The 15,306-nt window shown below is 72.0% G+C and carries 9 protein-coding genes and 3 pseudogenes; 6 read left to right on the forward strand and 6 right to left on the reverse strand.

The annotated features are described in order from the left end of the window. Together ACFY1S_RS18535 and ACFY1S_RS18540 are read right to left on the reverse strand one after the other, a co-directional pair. Positions 1-260, reverse strand: a pseudogene (locus tag ACFY1S_RS18535) (phytochelatin synthase); the annotation flags it as partial. Between the two features lie 414 nt (positions 261-674). Further along, positions 675-2,396: a beta-N-acetylhexosaminidase gene (locus ACFY1S_RS18540; RefSeq protein WP_387120235.1), complete on the reverse strand. Its 1,722-nt coding sequence runs from the start codon at positions 2,394-2,396 to the stop codon at positions 675-677. 294 nt (positions 2,397-2,690) lie between these two features. Between ACFY1S_RS18540 and ppdK the strand changes: the two genes are divergently transcribed. From ppdK to ACFY1S_RS18560, 4 genes are all read left to right on the forward strand, one after another. Next, on the forward strand, positions 2,691-5,426 hold the full coding sequence (ppdK, locus tag ACFY1S_RS18545; protein WP_387119355.1) for a pyruvate, phosphate dikinase: 2,736 nt from the start codon (positions 2,691-2,693) through the stop codon (positions 5,424-5,426). A 312-nt stretch (positions 5,427-5,738) separates the two neighbouring features. Next, positions 5,739-6,086, forward strand: coding sequence for a VOC family protein (locus ACFY1S_RS18550; protein ID WP_387119358.1), 348 nt, complete (start codon positions 5,739-5,741; stop codon positions 6,084-6,086). Further along, positions 6,083-7,324, forward strand: a complete 1,242-nt coding sequence (locus ACFY1S_RS18555; protein ID WP_387119361.1) for a deoxyguanosinetriphosphate triphosphohydrolase — start codon at positions 6,083-6,085, stop codon at positions 7,322-7,324. The genes ACFY1S_RS18550 and ACFY1S_RS18555 overlap by 4 nt, the downstream gene beginning before the upstream one ends. 14 nt (positions 7,325-7,338) lie before the next feature. Then, positions 7,339-8,154 (forward strand): siderophore-interacting protein, encoded by an 816-nt coding sequence (locus ACFY1S_RS18560; protein ID WP_387119364.1) that lies wholly within the window; start codon positions 7,339-7,341, stop codon positions 8,152-8,154. A gap of 7 nt (positions 8,155-8,161) precedes the next feature. Here ACFY1S_RS18560 and ACFY1S_RS18565 read toward each other — a convergent pair whose 3' ends face one another. Both ACFY1S_RS18565 and ACFY1S_RS18570 read right to left on the reverse strand, forming a co-directional pair. After that, on the reverse strand, positions 8,162-8,599 hold the full coding sequence (locus ACFY1S_RS18565; protein ID WP_387120318.1) for a hypothetical protein: 438 nt from the start codon (positions 8,597-8,599) through the stop codon (positions 8,162-8,164). A gap of 62 nt (positions 8,600-8,661) precedes the next feature. Then, positions 8,662-9,357 (reverse strand): annotated as a pseudogene (locus ACFY1S_RS18570) (low temperature requirement protein A); the annotation flags it as partial. Between the two features lie 112 nt (positions 9,358-9,469). On the opposite strand from ACFY1S_RS18570, the pseudogene dnaG reads away from it, so the two are divergent. Continuing rightward, positions 9,470-11,372: pseudogene (gene dnaG / locus ACFY1S_RS18575) on the forward strand (DNA primase). Position 11,373: 1 nt separating this feature from the next. Further along, positions 11,374-11,907 carry a hypothetical protein gene (locus ACFY1S_RS18580; protein ID WP_387119366.1) on the forward strand — a complete coding sequence of 178 codons (534 nt, stop codon included), beginning with the start codon at positions 11,374-11,376 and terminating at the stop codon, positions 11,905-11,907. A 7-nt stretch (positions 11,908-11,914) separates the two neighbouring features. On the opposite strand, the gene ACFY1S_RS18585 is transcribed toward ACFY1S_RS18580, so the two are convergent. Both ACFY1S_RS18585 and ACFY1S_RS18590 read right to left on the reverse strand, forming a co-directional pair. After that, positions 11,915-12,934, reverse strand: a complete 1,020-nt coding sequence (locus tag ACFY1S_RS18585; RefSeq protein WP_387119369.1) for a TAXI family TRAP transporter solute-binding subunit — start codon at positions 12,932-12,934, stop codon at positions 11,915-11,917. Beyond that, positions 12,931-15,174, reverse strand: a complete 2,244-nt coding sequence (locus ACFY1S_RS18590) for a TRAP transporter permease (protein WP_387119372.1) — start codon at positions 15,172-15,174, stop codon at positions 12,931-12,933. The genes ACFY1S_RS18585 and ACFY1S_RS18590 overlap by 4 nt, the downstream gene beginning before the upstream one ends. Between the last annotated feature and the right edge of the window lie 132 nt (positions 15,175-15,306).

Raw genomic sequence — 15,306 nt, forward strand, 5'->3', positions numbered from 1 at the left:
GCGTCGACGCTGATGTCCTTGCCCTGCACGGACAGGGCGTTGCGGGCGGCGGCGGGGCCGCAGTAGTAGAAGTTCGGCTGGGCCTCGTAGCGCACACCCAGCTGACGCTCACCGGCGGGCTTGCGGTCGGACTGCGTCTGCGCGGTGGGCTTGGCGTCCGACGCGGCATACGCGGCGGTGACCGGTCCGGCGATGGCGCCACCGGTGAACGCGAGGCCAGCGGCGGTCAGAGCGGTCTTACGGATCAGATCGGTACGCATGATGGCGTGCTCCTCTGCTTCATCGGGGGTTCCGCGCGCGTGTCAAGGGACAGCTCCCGCGCGGGAGTTCGGGGGATGTTCTCGCCCCGGCGGCCCGTGGGCCGGCGTCGGGACGGATCACAACGGTCCGGGGCGGCGGATCATTCCACCGGGCTCCTCGGCCCGTGCTGTTCGGCTGTGCAGGGGATGTAACCGGGGTGGCCCGGCCGGTGTTCCCGGCGGCCGCCCCGCACGGTGTTCGAGTCGGCGGCGGATGTCTCCGCGTACGACCCGAGAGTCGCGGTGGCGTGCCAGGTACAACGGCCCGGCCCGGCCCAGGATTCCGCCACCGGGGTGGCCTCGACCACGGGACGACCCGCCCGATACCGGGCAGGCGGATCGGCCCGGAGCCCTGCGTCCGAATCGAGTCGGGTGTTATGTCGGATTGATGCCTGCGGGGGTGGTTCGGCGCTGTCCAGGGATCGCCGGGTTGCTCGGCCACGGGATCTCGGGGGCTCGGTGGAAGGTGATGCCGGCGGCCTTCCAGCGTGGGCCGTGGCCGGCCAGGCGGTCGCGGAAGCCGTTCCAGTCGTGGGTCGCCCGGGGCGACCAACTCAGCTCGGCGATGGCGGGGAGCCGGGGCAGCAGCAGGAACTCGATGTCGGCAAGCGAGGTGACCGATTCGGTCCAGAGCGGGGCCTCCACCCCGATGACCGCCGTCGAGGGGACGCCGGTGACGTGTGTGCCGGGCTCCCAGTCGTACGCCTTCCGCACGTCGATCAGGCCGGCCCAGTCGTGCCCGATCGGGGTGTCCGGGGCGTACTTCATGTCCAGGTAGGCGTGGTTGCCGGGGGAGACGATCAGTCGGGCGCCCCGGCGTACGGCCTCGGCCGTGGTGGGGTCTTCGCCGTTCGTGCCCCACCACTGCAGGACCCGCCCGTCGAGGTGGGCGGCCGGGGCGAGCTGGTGCCAACCCACGACGGTCTTGCCGAGGTCGGCGACGATGCGCTGGACCCGCTCGACGAAACCGGTGTAGACCTCGCCGTTGACCTTGAACGCCTCGTCACCACCGATGTGCAGCCACGGGCCGGGGGTGAGCGCGGCCACCTCGCCCAGCACGTCGGCGACGAAGTCGTACGTCCGCTCGTCGGCCGGGTCGACGTAGCTGAAACCGACCTCGGTGCCGGTGTACGGCGGTGGTGCGAGCTTGTCCGGTGCCAGCTCCGGGTACGCGACAAGCGCCGCGTTCGTGTGGCCGGGGAGGTCGATCTCCGGCACGACGGTGATGTGCCGGGCGGCGGCATAGGAGACGATCCGCGCGTAGTCGGCAGTCGTGTAGTGCCCGCCGGGGCCGCCGCCGACCTCGGTCGCCCCGCCGACGGTGGTCAACCTCGGCCAGGAGTCGACGGCGATCCGCCAGCCCTGGTCGTCGGTGAGGTGCAGGTGCAGGTGGTTGAGCTTGTAGCGGGCCAGGTGGTCGATCACCCGCAGCACGTCCTCGACGGCGAAGAAGTGCCGCGCGACGTCGAGCATCGCGCCGCGGTACGGGAACCGGGGCGCGTCGGTGATCGTCCCGCCGGGCAGCGCCCAGTGCGCGGCGACCGGGGTCGGGCTCTCGATCGCCGCCGGCAACAGTTGGCGCAGGGTCTGCACGCCGTGGAAGAGGCCGGTGGCGGTGCCGGCGGTGAGGCGTACCCCATCGAGGGCGATGTCGAGCCGGTAGCCCTCCGCACCGAGATCGGCGGCCTCGTCCAGCAGCAGCGCGATGCCGCCGACCGGCTCCGGCCCGGCGGTGTCGGCGACCGGCAGTGGGTGGGCGGCAGCCTCGGTGACCGGGAGCGGGTAGCCGGTGGCCGGGCGCAGCAGCTCGGCGAGGTGCTCGGCGACCGCCAGCGCGGCCGGGTCCGCGCTGGCCACGATCGTGACGTCGGCCGTCAGCACCCAGCCCGCGGTCGGGTCCGGCTGGACCTGCTGCGGGGCGGGCACGACGTCGGCGAGCCGGTGCGGGGTCGCTGCGGTGAGCACCGTGACCGCGCTCTGCTCGGCCGTGCGGGCCAGCGTGGCCGCGTCCGGCTCCCCGACCGACAGTGGCGCGGGCGCAGCGGTGGGGCCGGGGGAGGGGATTGTCGACACGGCGGCGACTCCGGGGGGGTGTATTCGCGTCGGTTATGGCAAAAGCGACCTTCACCGGCTGGCGTGCCATCAAGCGTACGGTGCTCGGCCGGGATGCGTGATGGTGCGCATGGAAGCGTTCCCAAAAACTGGTACGAACACGGATAGTCGTGATGGCTGTGCCAATTGTCACCGAACGGTCCCAGGTCGCTCGATGTTCGCTTAACCTTCGCCCACCAATCGGCGTCGACCCGGGGATTACCTGTGGTCCGCTGCGGGGTAGAGGAAAACTGAACCTTCGTTAAGTGTCATTCCGGCGCGTGTGTTGTGGAGGCTCTGGTGGCAGCGCAAGAGACCGTCGATCACAAGTACGTCTACGACTTCTCTGAAGGCAACAAGGATCTCAAGGACCTGCTCGGCGGCAAGGGGGCCAACCTCGCCGAGATGACAAACCTCGGCCTGCCCGTTCCGCCCGGCTTCACCATCACCACCGAGGCCTGCCAGGCGTACCTCGCGACCGGGCGGGAGCCCGACGGGCTGGCCGGTCAGATCGAGAAGCACCTGGAGTCGCTGGAGCGTGCCATGGGCAAGCGCCTCGGCGACCCGCAGGACCCCCTGCTGGTGTCCGTCCGCTCCGGCGCGAAGTTCTCCATGCCCGGCATGATGGAGACCGTCCTCAACGTCGGCCTCAACGACCAGAGCGTGCAAGGACTCGCACGACAGGCCAGCGGCGAAGGCAACCAGGCCGCCTCCGGCGGTGCAGACCGGTTCGCCTGGGACTCCTACCGCCGGCTCATCCAGATGTTCGGCAAGACCGTCTGCGAGGTGCCCGGCGAGGAGTTCGAGCACGCCCTCGACGAGGCCAAGAGCGCCAAGGGCACCTCCAACGACCTGGATCTGGACGCCGACGACCTGCGCGGGCTTGTCGACGCGTACAAGAAGATCTTCGTGAAGCACACCGGTCGGGAGTTCCCGCAGCAGCCGCGTGAGCAGCTCGACCTGGCCATCCGCGCCGTCTTCGAGTCGTGGAACGCCGAGCGCGCGGTGCTCTACCGCCGCCAGGAGCGGATCCCGGCCGACCTGGGCACCGCGGTAAACGTGGTGAGCATGGTCTTCGGCAACCTCGGCCCGGATTCCGGCACCGGCGTCGCGTTCACCCGCGACCCGGGCAGCGGGGCGCAGGGCATCTACGGCGACTACCTGGCCAACGCGCAGGGCGAGGATGTCGTCGCCGGCATCCGCAACACGGTGCCGTTGCAGGAGCTGGAACAGCTCGACAAGTCCTCCTACGACGAGCTGCTCGGCATCATGGCCCGGCTGGAGGAGCACTACAAGGACCTCTGCGACATCGAGTTCACCATCGAGCGCGGCAAGCTGTGGATGTTGCAGACCCGGGTCGGCAAACGGACGGCCGCCGCCGCGTTCGTCATCGCGGGGCAGCTCGTCGACGAGGGCCTCATCGACCTCGACGAGGCGCTGCACCGGGTCAACGGCGCGCAGCTGGCGCAGCTGATGTTCCCCCGTTTCCAGCTCGACCACGAGTTCGAGGCTGTCGCGAAGGGCATCGGCGCGTCGCCCGGCGCGGCGTCGGGCAAGGTCGTGTTCACCTCCGCGCGAGCCGTCGAGCTGGCCGCCGAGGGTGAGTCGGTGATCCTGGTCCGCCGCGAGACCAACCCGGACGACCTGAACGGCATGATCGCCGCGAAGGGCATCCTGACGTCGCGGGGCGGTAAGACCAGCCACGCGGCAGTGGTGGCCCGGGGGATGGGCAAGACCTGCGTCTCCGGCGCCGACGAGATCGACGTGAACGTGCCGGCGAAGCGGTTCACAGTGGCCGGGCAGACAGTGAACGAGGGCGACGTCGTGTCCATCGACGGCACCACCGGCAAGGTCTACCTCGGCGAGGTGCCTGTCATGCCGTCGGAGGTCGTGCAGTACTTCGAGGGCAGCCTCGACCCGGAGCACATCGACAACGCGCTGGTCCGGGCCGTACACCGGATCATGACGCACGCCGACGGCAAGCGGCGGCTCGCGGTCCGCACGAACGCCGACACCGGCGCGGACGCGGCCCGGGCGCGGCGCTTCGGCGCCGAGGGCATCGGGTTGTGTCGCACCGAGCACATGTTCCTCGGTGACCGGCGGGAGCTGGTCGAGCGGCTGATCCTGGCCCGCGCCGAGGGTGAGCGGGAGGCGGCGCTTGCGGCGCTGCTGCCGTTGCAGCGGGCCGACTTCGAGGAGATCTTCCGCGAGATGGACGGGCTGCCGGTCACCGTCCGGCTGATCGACCCGCCGCTGCACGAGTTCCTGCCGCCGTTGGAGCAGCTCGCGGTGAACGTGGCTGTCGCTCAGGAGCGGGGCGAGGACGTCGCGAAGGAGGAGGCCCTGCTCGCCGCCGTCCGGCGGATGCACGAGGAGAACCCGATGCTCGGGTTGCGGGGCGTACGCCTCGGCCTGGTCATCCCCGGCCTGTTCGCGATGCAGGTGCGGGCCATCGCCGAGGCGGCCGTCAGCTGCGCCAGGGGCGGTGGGGTGGCCAAGCCGGAGATCATGGTGCCGCTGGTCGGGGCGGTGCAGGAGCTGGAGACGGTCCGTACCGAGGCCGAGAAGATCATCGCGGAGGTGGTCGGGGACAGCGGGGTCGAGGTGCTGATCGGCACCATGATCGAGGTGCCGCGCGCGGCACTGACCGCCGGCCAGATCGCCGAGGCCGCCGAGTTCTTCTCCTTCGGCACCAACGACCTGACCCAGATGGGCTGGGGTTTCTCCCGCGACGACGTCGAGGGCGCGTTCTTCTGGCGCTACCTGGAGCTGGGCATCTTCGGCATCTCGCCGTTCGAGTCGATCGACCGGGACGGCGTCGGCCGGCTGGTGCGGATCGCCGCCGAGGAGGGCCGGGCCGCCCGGCCCGGGCTGAAGCTCGGTGTGTGCGGCGAGCACGGTGGCGACCCCGACTCGGTGCACTTCTTCCACGAGGTCGGCCTGGACTACGTGTCCTGCTCGCCGTTCCGGGTGCCGGTGGCGCGGCTGGAGGCGGGCCGGGCGGTCGTGGAGAGTGGCGGGTCGGACAGCCGCTGACGTGGGGCCGGCGGCGGACCGGGGCCTCCCGGCCGCCGCCGGGCACCGACGTTCAGACGGGCGGGCGACGCCAGGTGGTCGGGGCGAGCGGTGCAGCTGCGTGGTCACGTTCCGTGCCGGGAAGGCTGTCGGCGGCCACTGCAACCTCGCGAGCCCGTAACCCTCGGCAATCGGTCGACAACTGCCTGCCAATCGGCGATTGTGGACCCGATGTCGATGCGTCGTGGGCAGGTCGAGCGGCCGTGGCGGGCGTAACCTTGGCTCCTCGCACACGGCCGATTGCGTACGCCGTCGAGGGGGAAGGGTGACTGCATGACAAGCGTCTGGGAGAGCCTGACCGTCGATGCCCGTGATCCGGCCCGACTGGCCCGCTGGTGGGCCGAGGCGCTCGGCTATCAGGTAGTCACCGAGAAGCCCGACGAGGTGGAGATCCGCCAGTCCGCCGACCGCCTGCCCGGCCTGGTCTTCGTGCCGGTGGCCGACGGCAAGGAGCGCAAGAACCGGCTGCACCTCGACCTCCGTCCGGCCGACCAGGAGGCCGAGGTCGAGCGGCTTGTCGACATGGGTGCCCGGCACGTCGACATCGGCCAGGGTGACGTCGAGTGGACGGTGCTGGCCGACCCGGAGGGCAACGAGTTCTGCGTCCTGCGTTCTGCGTGAGCGGCGCTCCGGAGGCTCGCCTCGTCGAGGAGCCGCCCAAGGACACCGGGCATCGCCGGTCGCCGTACGAGCGTGACCGGGCCCGGGTGCTGCACTCGGCGGCGTTTCGCCGGCTGGCCACCAAGACCCAGGTGCACACCGCCGGCACCGACGACTTCCTGCGTACGCGACTGACGCACTCGCTGGAGGTGGCGCAGATCGCCCGGGAGATGGGTGCCCGGCTGGGCTGTGACCCGGACGTGGTGGACGTCGCAGGCCTCGCCCACGATCTCGGTCATCCGCCGTTCGGGCACAACGGCGAGGCCGCGTTGGATCTGCTGGCCACGCCGTGCGGCGGTTTCGAGGGCAACGCGCAGACGCTGCGGGTGCTGACCCGCCTGGAGGCGAAGGTGCTCGCCCCGGACGGCTCGTCCGCCGGGCTGAACCTGACCCGGGCGTCGCTGGACGCGATCGGCAAGTACCCGTGGCCGCGCCGTGCCGGGCAGCGCAAGTTCGGGGTGTACGCCGACGACACGGTGGTCTTCGACTGGATCCGGGAGGGTGCCCCCGGGGACCGCCGCTGTCTGGAGGCCCAGGTGATGGACTGGGCGGACGACGTCGCGTACTCGGTGCACGACGTGGAGGACGGCGTGCACGGCGGGTACGTCACGCTGCGACCGCTGCTCGACGACGCCGACGAGCGGGCCGCGCTCTGCGCGGACGTGGCCGCCACGTACTCGGGGGAGTCGGCCGACGACCTGGCGGGCGTGCTTGTGGAGTTGCTTGCCGATCCGCTGCTCGCCCCGCTCGCCGGGTACGACGGCAGCCATCGCGCCCAGGTCGCCCTGAAGGCCACGACCAGCGGGCTGACGGGCCGGTTCGTGTCCGCGGCGGTCGCCGCCACCGAGGAGCGCTTCGGTCCGGGACCGCATCGTCGGTACGCCGCCGATCTGGTGGTGCCGCGCCTGGTCCGGGCGCACTGCGCCCTGCTCAAGGGCATTGCCCTGCGCTATGTGATGCGCCGTTCGGGCTTTCGGGGTCGTTACGAGCGGCAGCGCACCATGTTGGCGGAGGTCGTGTCCGCGCTGGTCCGGCGGGCGCCGGACGGACTGGATCCGATCTTCGCGCCGCTGTGGCGGGCCGCGCCCGACGACGCGGCGCGGCTGCGGGTGGTGATCGACCAGGTCGCGTCTCTCACCGATCCGGCGGCGGTGACGTGGCACACGCGTCTGGTCGGCGAGTGCCCACCAACTACTTAGGTTAACCTAACAACATGACGGTCACCTCGGTCCAGGTGCTGCGCACCGAGCGACCCACCCCGCATGTGATCCGGCTCGTCCTCGGTGGGGACGAGCTTGCCGACCTGCCGGTGGGGGAGTTCACCGACCACTACATCAAGCTGGTCTTCCCGCAGCCGGGTGTGGTGTATCCGCAACCGATGGACATGGCGGTGATCCGTCGGGAGCTGCCCCGGGAGCAGTGGCCCCGGCTGCGCGCGTACACCGTGCGGCGGTGGGATCCGCTGGCCGAGGAGTTGACGGTGGACGTGGTGCACCACGGCGACGAAGGGCTCGCCGGCCCGTGGGCCGCCGCGCTGCGCCCCGGCGACCCGGTGTACTTCGTGGGCCCCGGCGGGGCGTACGCGCCGAGCCCGGAGGCAGACTGGCATCTGTTGGTGGGTGACGAGAGCGCGTTGCCGGCGATCGCCGCCGCCCTGGAGCGGCTGCCGCTGGGCGCCCCGGCGCACGTGTTCGTGGAGGTCGCCGAGCCGGCCGAGGAGCAGAAGCTGCTCAGCCCCGGCGCGGTCCAGCTGACCTGGCTCCACCGTGGGGCGGCTCCGGTGGGCGCCGCGCTGGTGGCGGCGGTCCGTGAGCTGGAGTTCCCGCCCGGTCAGGTGCACGCCTTCGTGCACGGTGAGGCGACGTTCGTCCGTGAGCTGCGCCGGCTGCTGCGCGCCGAGCGGGGGGTGCCCGCCGACCGGCTCTCCATCTCGGGTTACTGGCGGCGCGGGATGGACGACGAGGGTTGGCGCTCCACCAAGGCCGACTGGAACCGGCAGGTGGCGGCCGAGGAGGCGACTGCCGCCTGAGCGCCGGTCAGCCATCGGTCTCCTGACTGGCCGCGGTGAGTCGGCGGGTGAGCAGCACGGCGTACACGACGATCACCAGCGCGAGCAGGAACAGCAGGAGTCTCGGTTCACCTACCGTCGCGGCGACCAGACTGGCCGCGACGATGCCGTAGCCGGTGATCGCCAGCCGGCCGGCGGTCGGCCGGCTCCACAGCCAGTACAGCACCAGACCGCAGAGCATCCAGACCAGTACCGAGGCGGCCAGCACGAGCCGCAGTTCCAGCGGCAGCCGTGTCGCGTCGTCGTCGACCAGCCGGACCACCTGCCCGAGAGCCCAGCCGAGCAGCAGCAGCGCACCGTCCAGAGGGAGGTGCAGATAGCTGTACGCCTGCCCGCCGCGCAGCCGGGTCTGCAACAGGCGGGTGGTGACGAACGTGGTGTAGACCCACCAGACGGCCGCCGGCACAGGAACGCCACCCCGGCGGTCGCGATCATGTACGGCCGGGGGTGGTCCGGCACCGCGAAGAGCAGGCTGGCCAGCGCGCTGCCCAGGACGATGATGGTGAACTGCCCGATGCGCTCCGGCAGGTGCCTGTTGTCCACCGGCCACCTGTCGAGCCAGCGCCACCCGACCCAGGGGGTGGCCAGCTCGATGACCATCGCGACGATCCACAGCACCGGGCGTGCCGTGGCGGGGGCGGCCAGCGAGGCCAGCCAGATCAGCCAGCCCGTGCCGAAGCCGGTCAGGTACACCGAGGTCACCGTACGGGCCATCGGGCTGGTGGGCCGGGCCCGCAGGTACAGCAGGAGCAGCACGCCCCGCACGATCAGGTATCCGACGGGCAGGAGCACGCTCTCGGGCACCTCGTCGACGCCCAGCGTCATGGCGCCCGCGCCGATCAGCGCGACCAGCACCAGGACGCGGTGCGGCGCGTCGTCCGGGTCGAACCGGGTGTCGTAGTAGACCTGCCCCACCCACGCCCACTGGATCACCAGGAACAGGCCGAGCACGGCCAGCACCTCCGTCGGCGCCGGGGTCGGGTCGTTGCCCAGCCGGGCGACCACCGCCGCCAGCGCGTACACGAAGATGAGGTCGAGGAAGAGTTCCAGCCAGGTGGCGTGCCGGTGCCCGTCCTCGTCCGACCGGGGTTCGGCGCCGCGCAGGCCGAGCCGGCCGGCCAGCCGGCCCGGCCAGTGGACACCGCCGGTACGTACCCTGCGCATCTGGTCATGCTCCCCGCGCGGGCCCGACCCACGGGCGGAAACCGGCGAGCCGCGGCGGTGGCCGCCACACCGGCGTCCCCCGGCGGGCACGTCGTCGGTCCGGCAGGGCAGGATGTACGGCGAGGGGGTGGCGCATGGCTGGGCGGATCCGGGACGAGGACATCGCACTGGTCCGGGAACGCACCTCGATCGGGGATGTGATCTCCGAGACGGTCACCCTGAAGTCGGCTGGTGGCGGCAACCTCAAGGGCCTGTGCCCGTTCCACGACGAGAAGAGCCCGTCGTTCAACGTCTCCCCGGCCCGCAACGTCTGGTACTGCTTCGGCTGCGGGGCCGGCGGCGACGCCATCAAGTTCCTGATGGACGCGGAGCACCTCAGCTTCGTCGAGTCCGTCGAGCGGCTGGCCGGCCGCGCCGGCATCCAGTTGCGTTACGTGGAGGACGACCGGAGCACCCCGCGCCCGCGCCCGCAGCAGGGCCAGCGTCAGCGCCTCGTCGCCGCGCACGCCGCCGCCGTGGAGTTCTACCAGGCGCAGCTCAGCACCGCGGGTGCCCGGCCGGCCCGCGAATTCCTGGCCCAGCGGGGTTTCGACAGGGCCGCCGCCCAGCGCTACGGCTGCGGTTTCGCACCGGAGGGCTGGGATCCGCTCACCAAGCACCTGCGCCAGCAGGGCTTCACCCACCAGGAACTGGTGACGGCCGGGCTGTCCCGGGAGTCGCGCTCCGGCACGCTCATCGACCGGTTCCGTCGTCGGCTGCTCTGGCCGATCCGGGACCTCACCGGGGACGTGATCGGCTTCGGGGCGCGCAAGCTCTTCGACGACGACGACGGTCCGAAGTACCTGAACACCCCCGAGACGCCGATCTACAAGAAGTCGCACGTGCTCTACGGCATCGACCAGGCCAAGCGGGAGATCGCCAAGCAGGGGCGGGCGGTGATCGTCGAGGGGTACACCGACGTGATGGCCTGCCACCTGGCCGGGGTGACCACGGCGGTGGCGACGTGCGGCACCGCGTTCGGCGCGGACCACATAGGCGTGCTGCGCCGGCTCCTGCTGGACACCGACTCGGTGGCCGGCGAGATCATCTTCACCTTCGACGGGGACGCCGCCGGGCAGAAGGCCGCGCTGCGCGCCTTCTCCGACGACCAGCGCTTCGTGGGCCGGACGTTCATCGCGGTCAGTCCCGACAACATGGACCCGTGCGAGCTGCGGCTCGCCAAGGGTGACCTGGCGGTGCGGGACCTGGTGGCCAGGCGCGAGCCGCTCGTCGACTTCGCGCTGCGGCACGAGCTGAGCCGCTTCGACCTGGACACGGTCGACGGCCGGGTGGAGGCGATGCGCCGGGCCGCGCCGCTCGTCGCGCAACTGAAGGACCGGGAGAAGCGCCCGGAGTACGTCCGCAAGCTCGCCATGGACCTCGGCATGGAGATCGAGCCGGTGCAGCGGGCGGTGCTCGCCGCCGCCAACACCCCGCCGTCCGGCGGCCGGGACGCCGCACCCGCCGCCCGCCCCGCTCCGGCGCGTCCCGAGCCAGCGGTGGACAGCCCGCAGTCGATGGTCGAGCGGGAGGCGCTGAAACTGGCCCTGCAACAGCCGGTGCTGGCCGGGCCGATGTTCGACACGGTCGAGGCGACGGAGTACCGCCATCCGGTGCACGTGGCGGTGCGGACGGCAATCGCGGCGGCCGGCGGGGTCGCCTCGGCGACCGGCGGCGCGGTCTGGATCGAGAAGGTCCGCGACTCCTGCGACGATCTGGCCGCGGCGGCCCTCGTCGGTGAGCTGGCGGTGGAGCCGCTGCGGATCGACGGCGAAGCGGATCCGCGATACGTGTCGATCACGATGGCGCGTGTGCAGTTCGGGTCGGTGACCGCCCGGATCCAGGAGCTGAAGTCCCGGATCCAGCGGATCAACCCGGTCAACAACAAGGACGAGTACTTCGCCGCGTTCGGCGAGCTGCTGTCACTGGAGCAGCACGCCCGGGCGCTGCGCGAGCAGGCCGCGGGAGGGTTGTGACATGGGACTGTTCAGCCGCAAGCCGAAACTGCCCCCGGCCGACCGGCCGCCGCTGGCCGCCGATGAGCGGGTGCTCGCGTGGGCCGCGGTGGGCAACGGCGAGGGCGACGGGGTGGTCGTGGCCAGCAACCTCGGGCTGTGGCTGCCCGGCCGGGGTCACCGCCTCGGCTGGCACGACATCCTCAAGGCGGTGTGGTCCGGTCGGGAGTTGACTGTCACGCCCGCCGAGCCGGTCGCCGAGCGCGACGGCTACGCGCTGGTGACCGACGGTCCCGCCGAGACGTACCTGCTGCTCGACCCGGGTGAGCTGCCGCACCAGGTGCGGGCCCGGGTGACCCGCTCGGTCGCGTACACCGAACACCAGCGGCTGCCCGGCGGCGCGGCGCGGGTCGCGGCCCGGCGGGTGGCCGGGGTCGACGGCCTGACGTGGACCGTCCGGCTCGACCCCGGCACCCCTGTGGACGACGACACCCTGCTCGCCGAGACCGACCGCCTTGTCGGCGTCGCCCGCGCGGCGACCGCGCCCGCCGACTGACCGGCCGTCAGTTCGCGCCCAGATCCCTCAACGCCTTGTCGGCACCCCGGTGCAGCGGCACCGGGAGGGTCCTGCGGGCCCTCTCCAGCGAGATCCCCTTGGCGGCCGGGTTGGCCTGGGCCAGGACGTCGCGCTTCTCGAACAGCGTCCGGGTGATCGCGCAGGCGACGTTGGCGTCCAGGTCCCTGCGGACCAGCAGCACGTTCGGCACGACGATGGTGGGGGTGTCGGTCGCCGTCCGGTACACGTCCCGCCCGATCGTGCCCGCCTGGTAGCCGGGGCTCAGCGCGGCCATCTTCGGCAGCAGGGACGCGAGGTCGACGAACGTCACGGTGTCACCGGCGGTGGTGAACAGGTCGGTCAGGCCGCCGGTGGGCAGGCCCCCGGACCAGAAGAAACCATCGACACTGCCGTCCTTGATGCCCTCGACCGTCTTGGTCAGGTCGAGCCGCTGCGCCCGTACGTCCTTGGCGGGGTCGAGACCGGCGGCCTCCAGCAGCCGGTTGGCGATCACCTCGGTGCCGGACTTCGGGGAGCCGGTGGAGATCCGCTTGCCGCGCATTCCGGCGACCGAGGTGATCCCGGAATCCTTGCGGACCACCACCTGCGTGTAGTTGTCGTAGATGCGCGCCAGCGCCTCGACCGGCTGCGGCGCGGTGAAGTTGTCCTTGCCCTCGACCGCGTTGACAGCCGTGTCGAACAGCGAGAACGCCACATCGTACTGGCCGCCGACGAGCTGTTCGACGTTCTGCACGGAGGCCCCGGTCTCGGCGGCCGTGCCGGTGAGCTTGCCGCCGGTCGCCCCGGACAACTGCCCGGCCAGGGCGTTGCCGATCGGGTAGTAGACGCCTGTCGCGTTGCCGGTGGCGATGCCGACCCGGGTCGGCTGGCCCACCTCGCAGGTGACCTCGCTTGACGCGTCGTCCTTGGCCGCGCCGCCCTGCTGGCCTCCACAGCCGGCGACGCCGGTCGTGGCGAGGGCGAGCACGCCCAGGCCGGCAGCGAGCCGTACGTCGATTCGTCTCACAGTTTCTCCTCCACGGGACTTGCTGGTGATCCGGCTGGCGGCCGGCGGGCGGAAGCGCGTCGGGCGACGACACCCGCCGCCGCGACGGCGGCCAGCGCGACGCCTACCGTGACCGGGACGGGTTCGAGCCAGAGCAGGGTGACGCCGGCGAGGACGCCGAGCACGCGCTCCGGTGGGCCGGCGGGACCGACACCGGGCAGCCAACCGCCGGCGGCGACGGCGAGCACGGCGACGCTGAGGGCGGTCACCACGGCGGCGACGGCGATCCGTTGGACGCCGCCGATGCCGAGCAGCCCCAGCCCGGCCGGGGTGATGACGAAGGCGATCGGGGTCAGGTACGCCGGCAGCGCGTACCGCAGGGTCTGCCACATGGTCGGCACCAGCCGGCCGCCGGTGACGGCGGCGGCGGCCACCGAGGCCAGCGCGGTCGGTGGGGACACCTCGGACAGCACCGCGAAGTAGAAGACGAACATCGCCACGGCGGGCGCGGTCACCCCGAGGTCGAGAAGGGCCGGTCCGACGATCACCCAGCCGATCACGAACGAGGCGGTGACCGGCACGGCCAGGCCCAGCAGGCTGAGGGCGACGGCCGCGAGCAGCGCGGTGAGCACCAGCACCAGGGTCGGGTCCGAGGTGGCGGCCTTCGCCCCGCCGACCAGCAGCGCCGCCGCCTGCGGCCCGAGGCCGGTCTTCGTGGTGGTGGCCGTGACGATGCCGGCGGCGGCGCAGACGGCGGTGACCGCGAGCACCCCGCGTACGCCTGTGACGAGCGCGGTCACCAGCCGGGCCGGGGTGAGCCGGTGGGTGCGGTCCAGGAAGGACAGCGCGGCGGCCAGGAGTGTGGCGAAGACGACAGCCCTCGTCGCGGACATGCCCACGGCGAGGAACACGACGATGGCGATCAGCGAGGCGAAGTGGTAGCCGAACCGGGCCACCATGCGCCACGGCGATCCGACGTCGATCACCACGGGCCGTACGCCCGAGCGGCGGGCGTCGATCTCCACGGAGAGCAGGATCCCGAGGTAGTACAGAACCGTCGGTACGGTGGCCCAGCCCAGCACCTGGAGGTAGGAGACGTTCAGGTACTCGGCGATGATGAACGCCGCCGCGCCCAGGGTGGGTGGCGAGAGGATCGCGCCGACCCCGGCGGCGGCCAGCATGCCTCCGGCGCGCTCCGGGGGGTAGCCGGCGCGGCGCAGCAGCGGCCAGGTGACCGCGCCGATGCTCACGGTCGTCGCCGCGCCGGAGCCGGAGACGGTGCCGAGCAGGAAGCCGGAGGCGACAGCCGTGCGACCGGCGGCGGTACGCGAGCGGCGGAACGCGGCGGCCGACAGCTCGACGAAGAACCGACCGGCCCCGGACAGCTCCAGCACCGCGCCGTAGATGGTGAACAGCACGATGTACGAGGCGGCCACGTCCAGCGGGGTGCCGTAGAAGCCGCTGTCGGAGTTGTAGAACGCGTCGACAAGTTGACTGAAGTCGAGCCCGGCGTGGGCGACCGGCCAGGACTGCGGCAGCAGGCCACCGTAGTAGCCGTACCCGAGGAACAGCAGGCAGACCGCCGGCAGGATCCAGCCGGTGGTGCGCCGGCACGCTTCGAGCAGCAGGAGCAGCAGGACGGTGCCGAACACCAGATCCGTCGGCGCCAGCAGGCCCTGCCGGTCGAGGAAGGCGTTGTAGCCCCCGCCGCCGTCGCCCATGGGGATCGGCAGGACGGGGTAGAGGCAGGCGGCCACCGCGAGGGCGACCAGGACCCAGTCCGGCACGGTGGGTCGCGTCGACGCCGCCAACGTGTCGGAGCGGTTCCCATCGGACCATCGGGCGCGCAGGCGGGCGGGCAGCCGCAGGTCGGCCGGGTAGGCGAGGAAGACAAGCGGGAGTACGCCGGCCAGGAAGATGATCAGGTAATACTTGCTGCCCTGCGACAGCGGGCGGAACACCTGCCAGAGGGCGAGGGCCCCGACAGCCAGCGTCGCGGCCGTGAGGAGCAGCCCCGCCGGGCCGGACAGCACGCGGCCCGGCTTCTCGTCCTCGAACTGGGCGGCCAGGTCCTGCGTCGCGCGCTCGGCGGCCGAGCGGTGGTCGTCGTCGCGGCGTTCGCTCGGGTCGGCCCCGAGCGGCTCGGGTGTCGCGCGGGGTCGGGGTGGTGCGCCGTCGGCGCCCGCGTCGGGGTCGCCGCTGGGAGAGTTGGCTGGTCGGGCAGGTGAAGACGGGCCATCGGGCGAGCTGATGGGCGGCACAGAGGGACGATACACGTCGATCGGTCGGCCGGTGGGGCAGTGATCGGTGTTTCGGCTCCGCGCCTCGCGGCCCGGCGTCGTACCCGCGTATTCGCGTGGAGGGGTGTCGGACCCGGCGGTTAGGGTCGGGCG

Source organism: Micromonospora sp. NPDC000663 (genome assembly GCF_042898105.1).
GTDB lineage: Bacteria > Actinomycetota > Actinomycetes > Mycobacteriales > Micromonosporaceae > Micromonospora.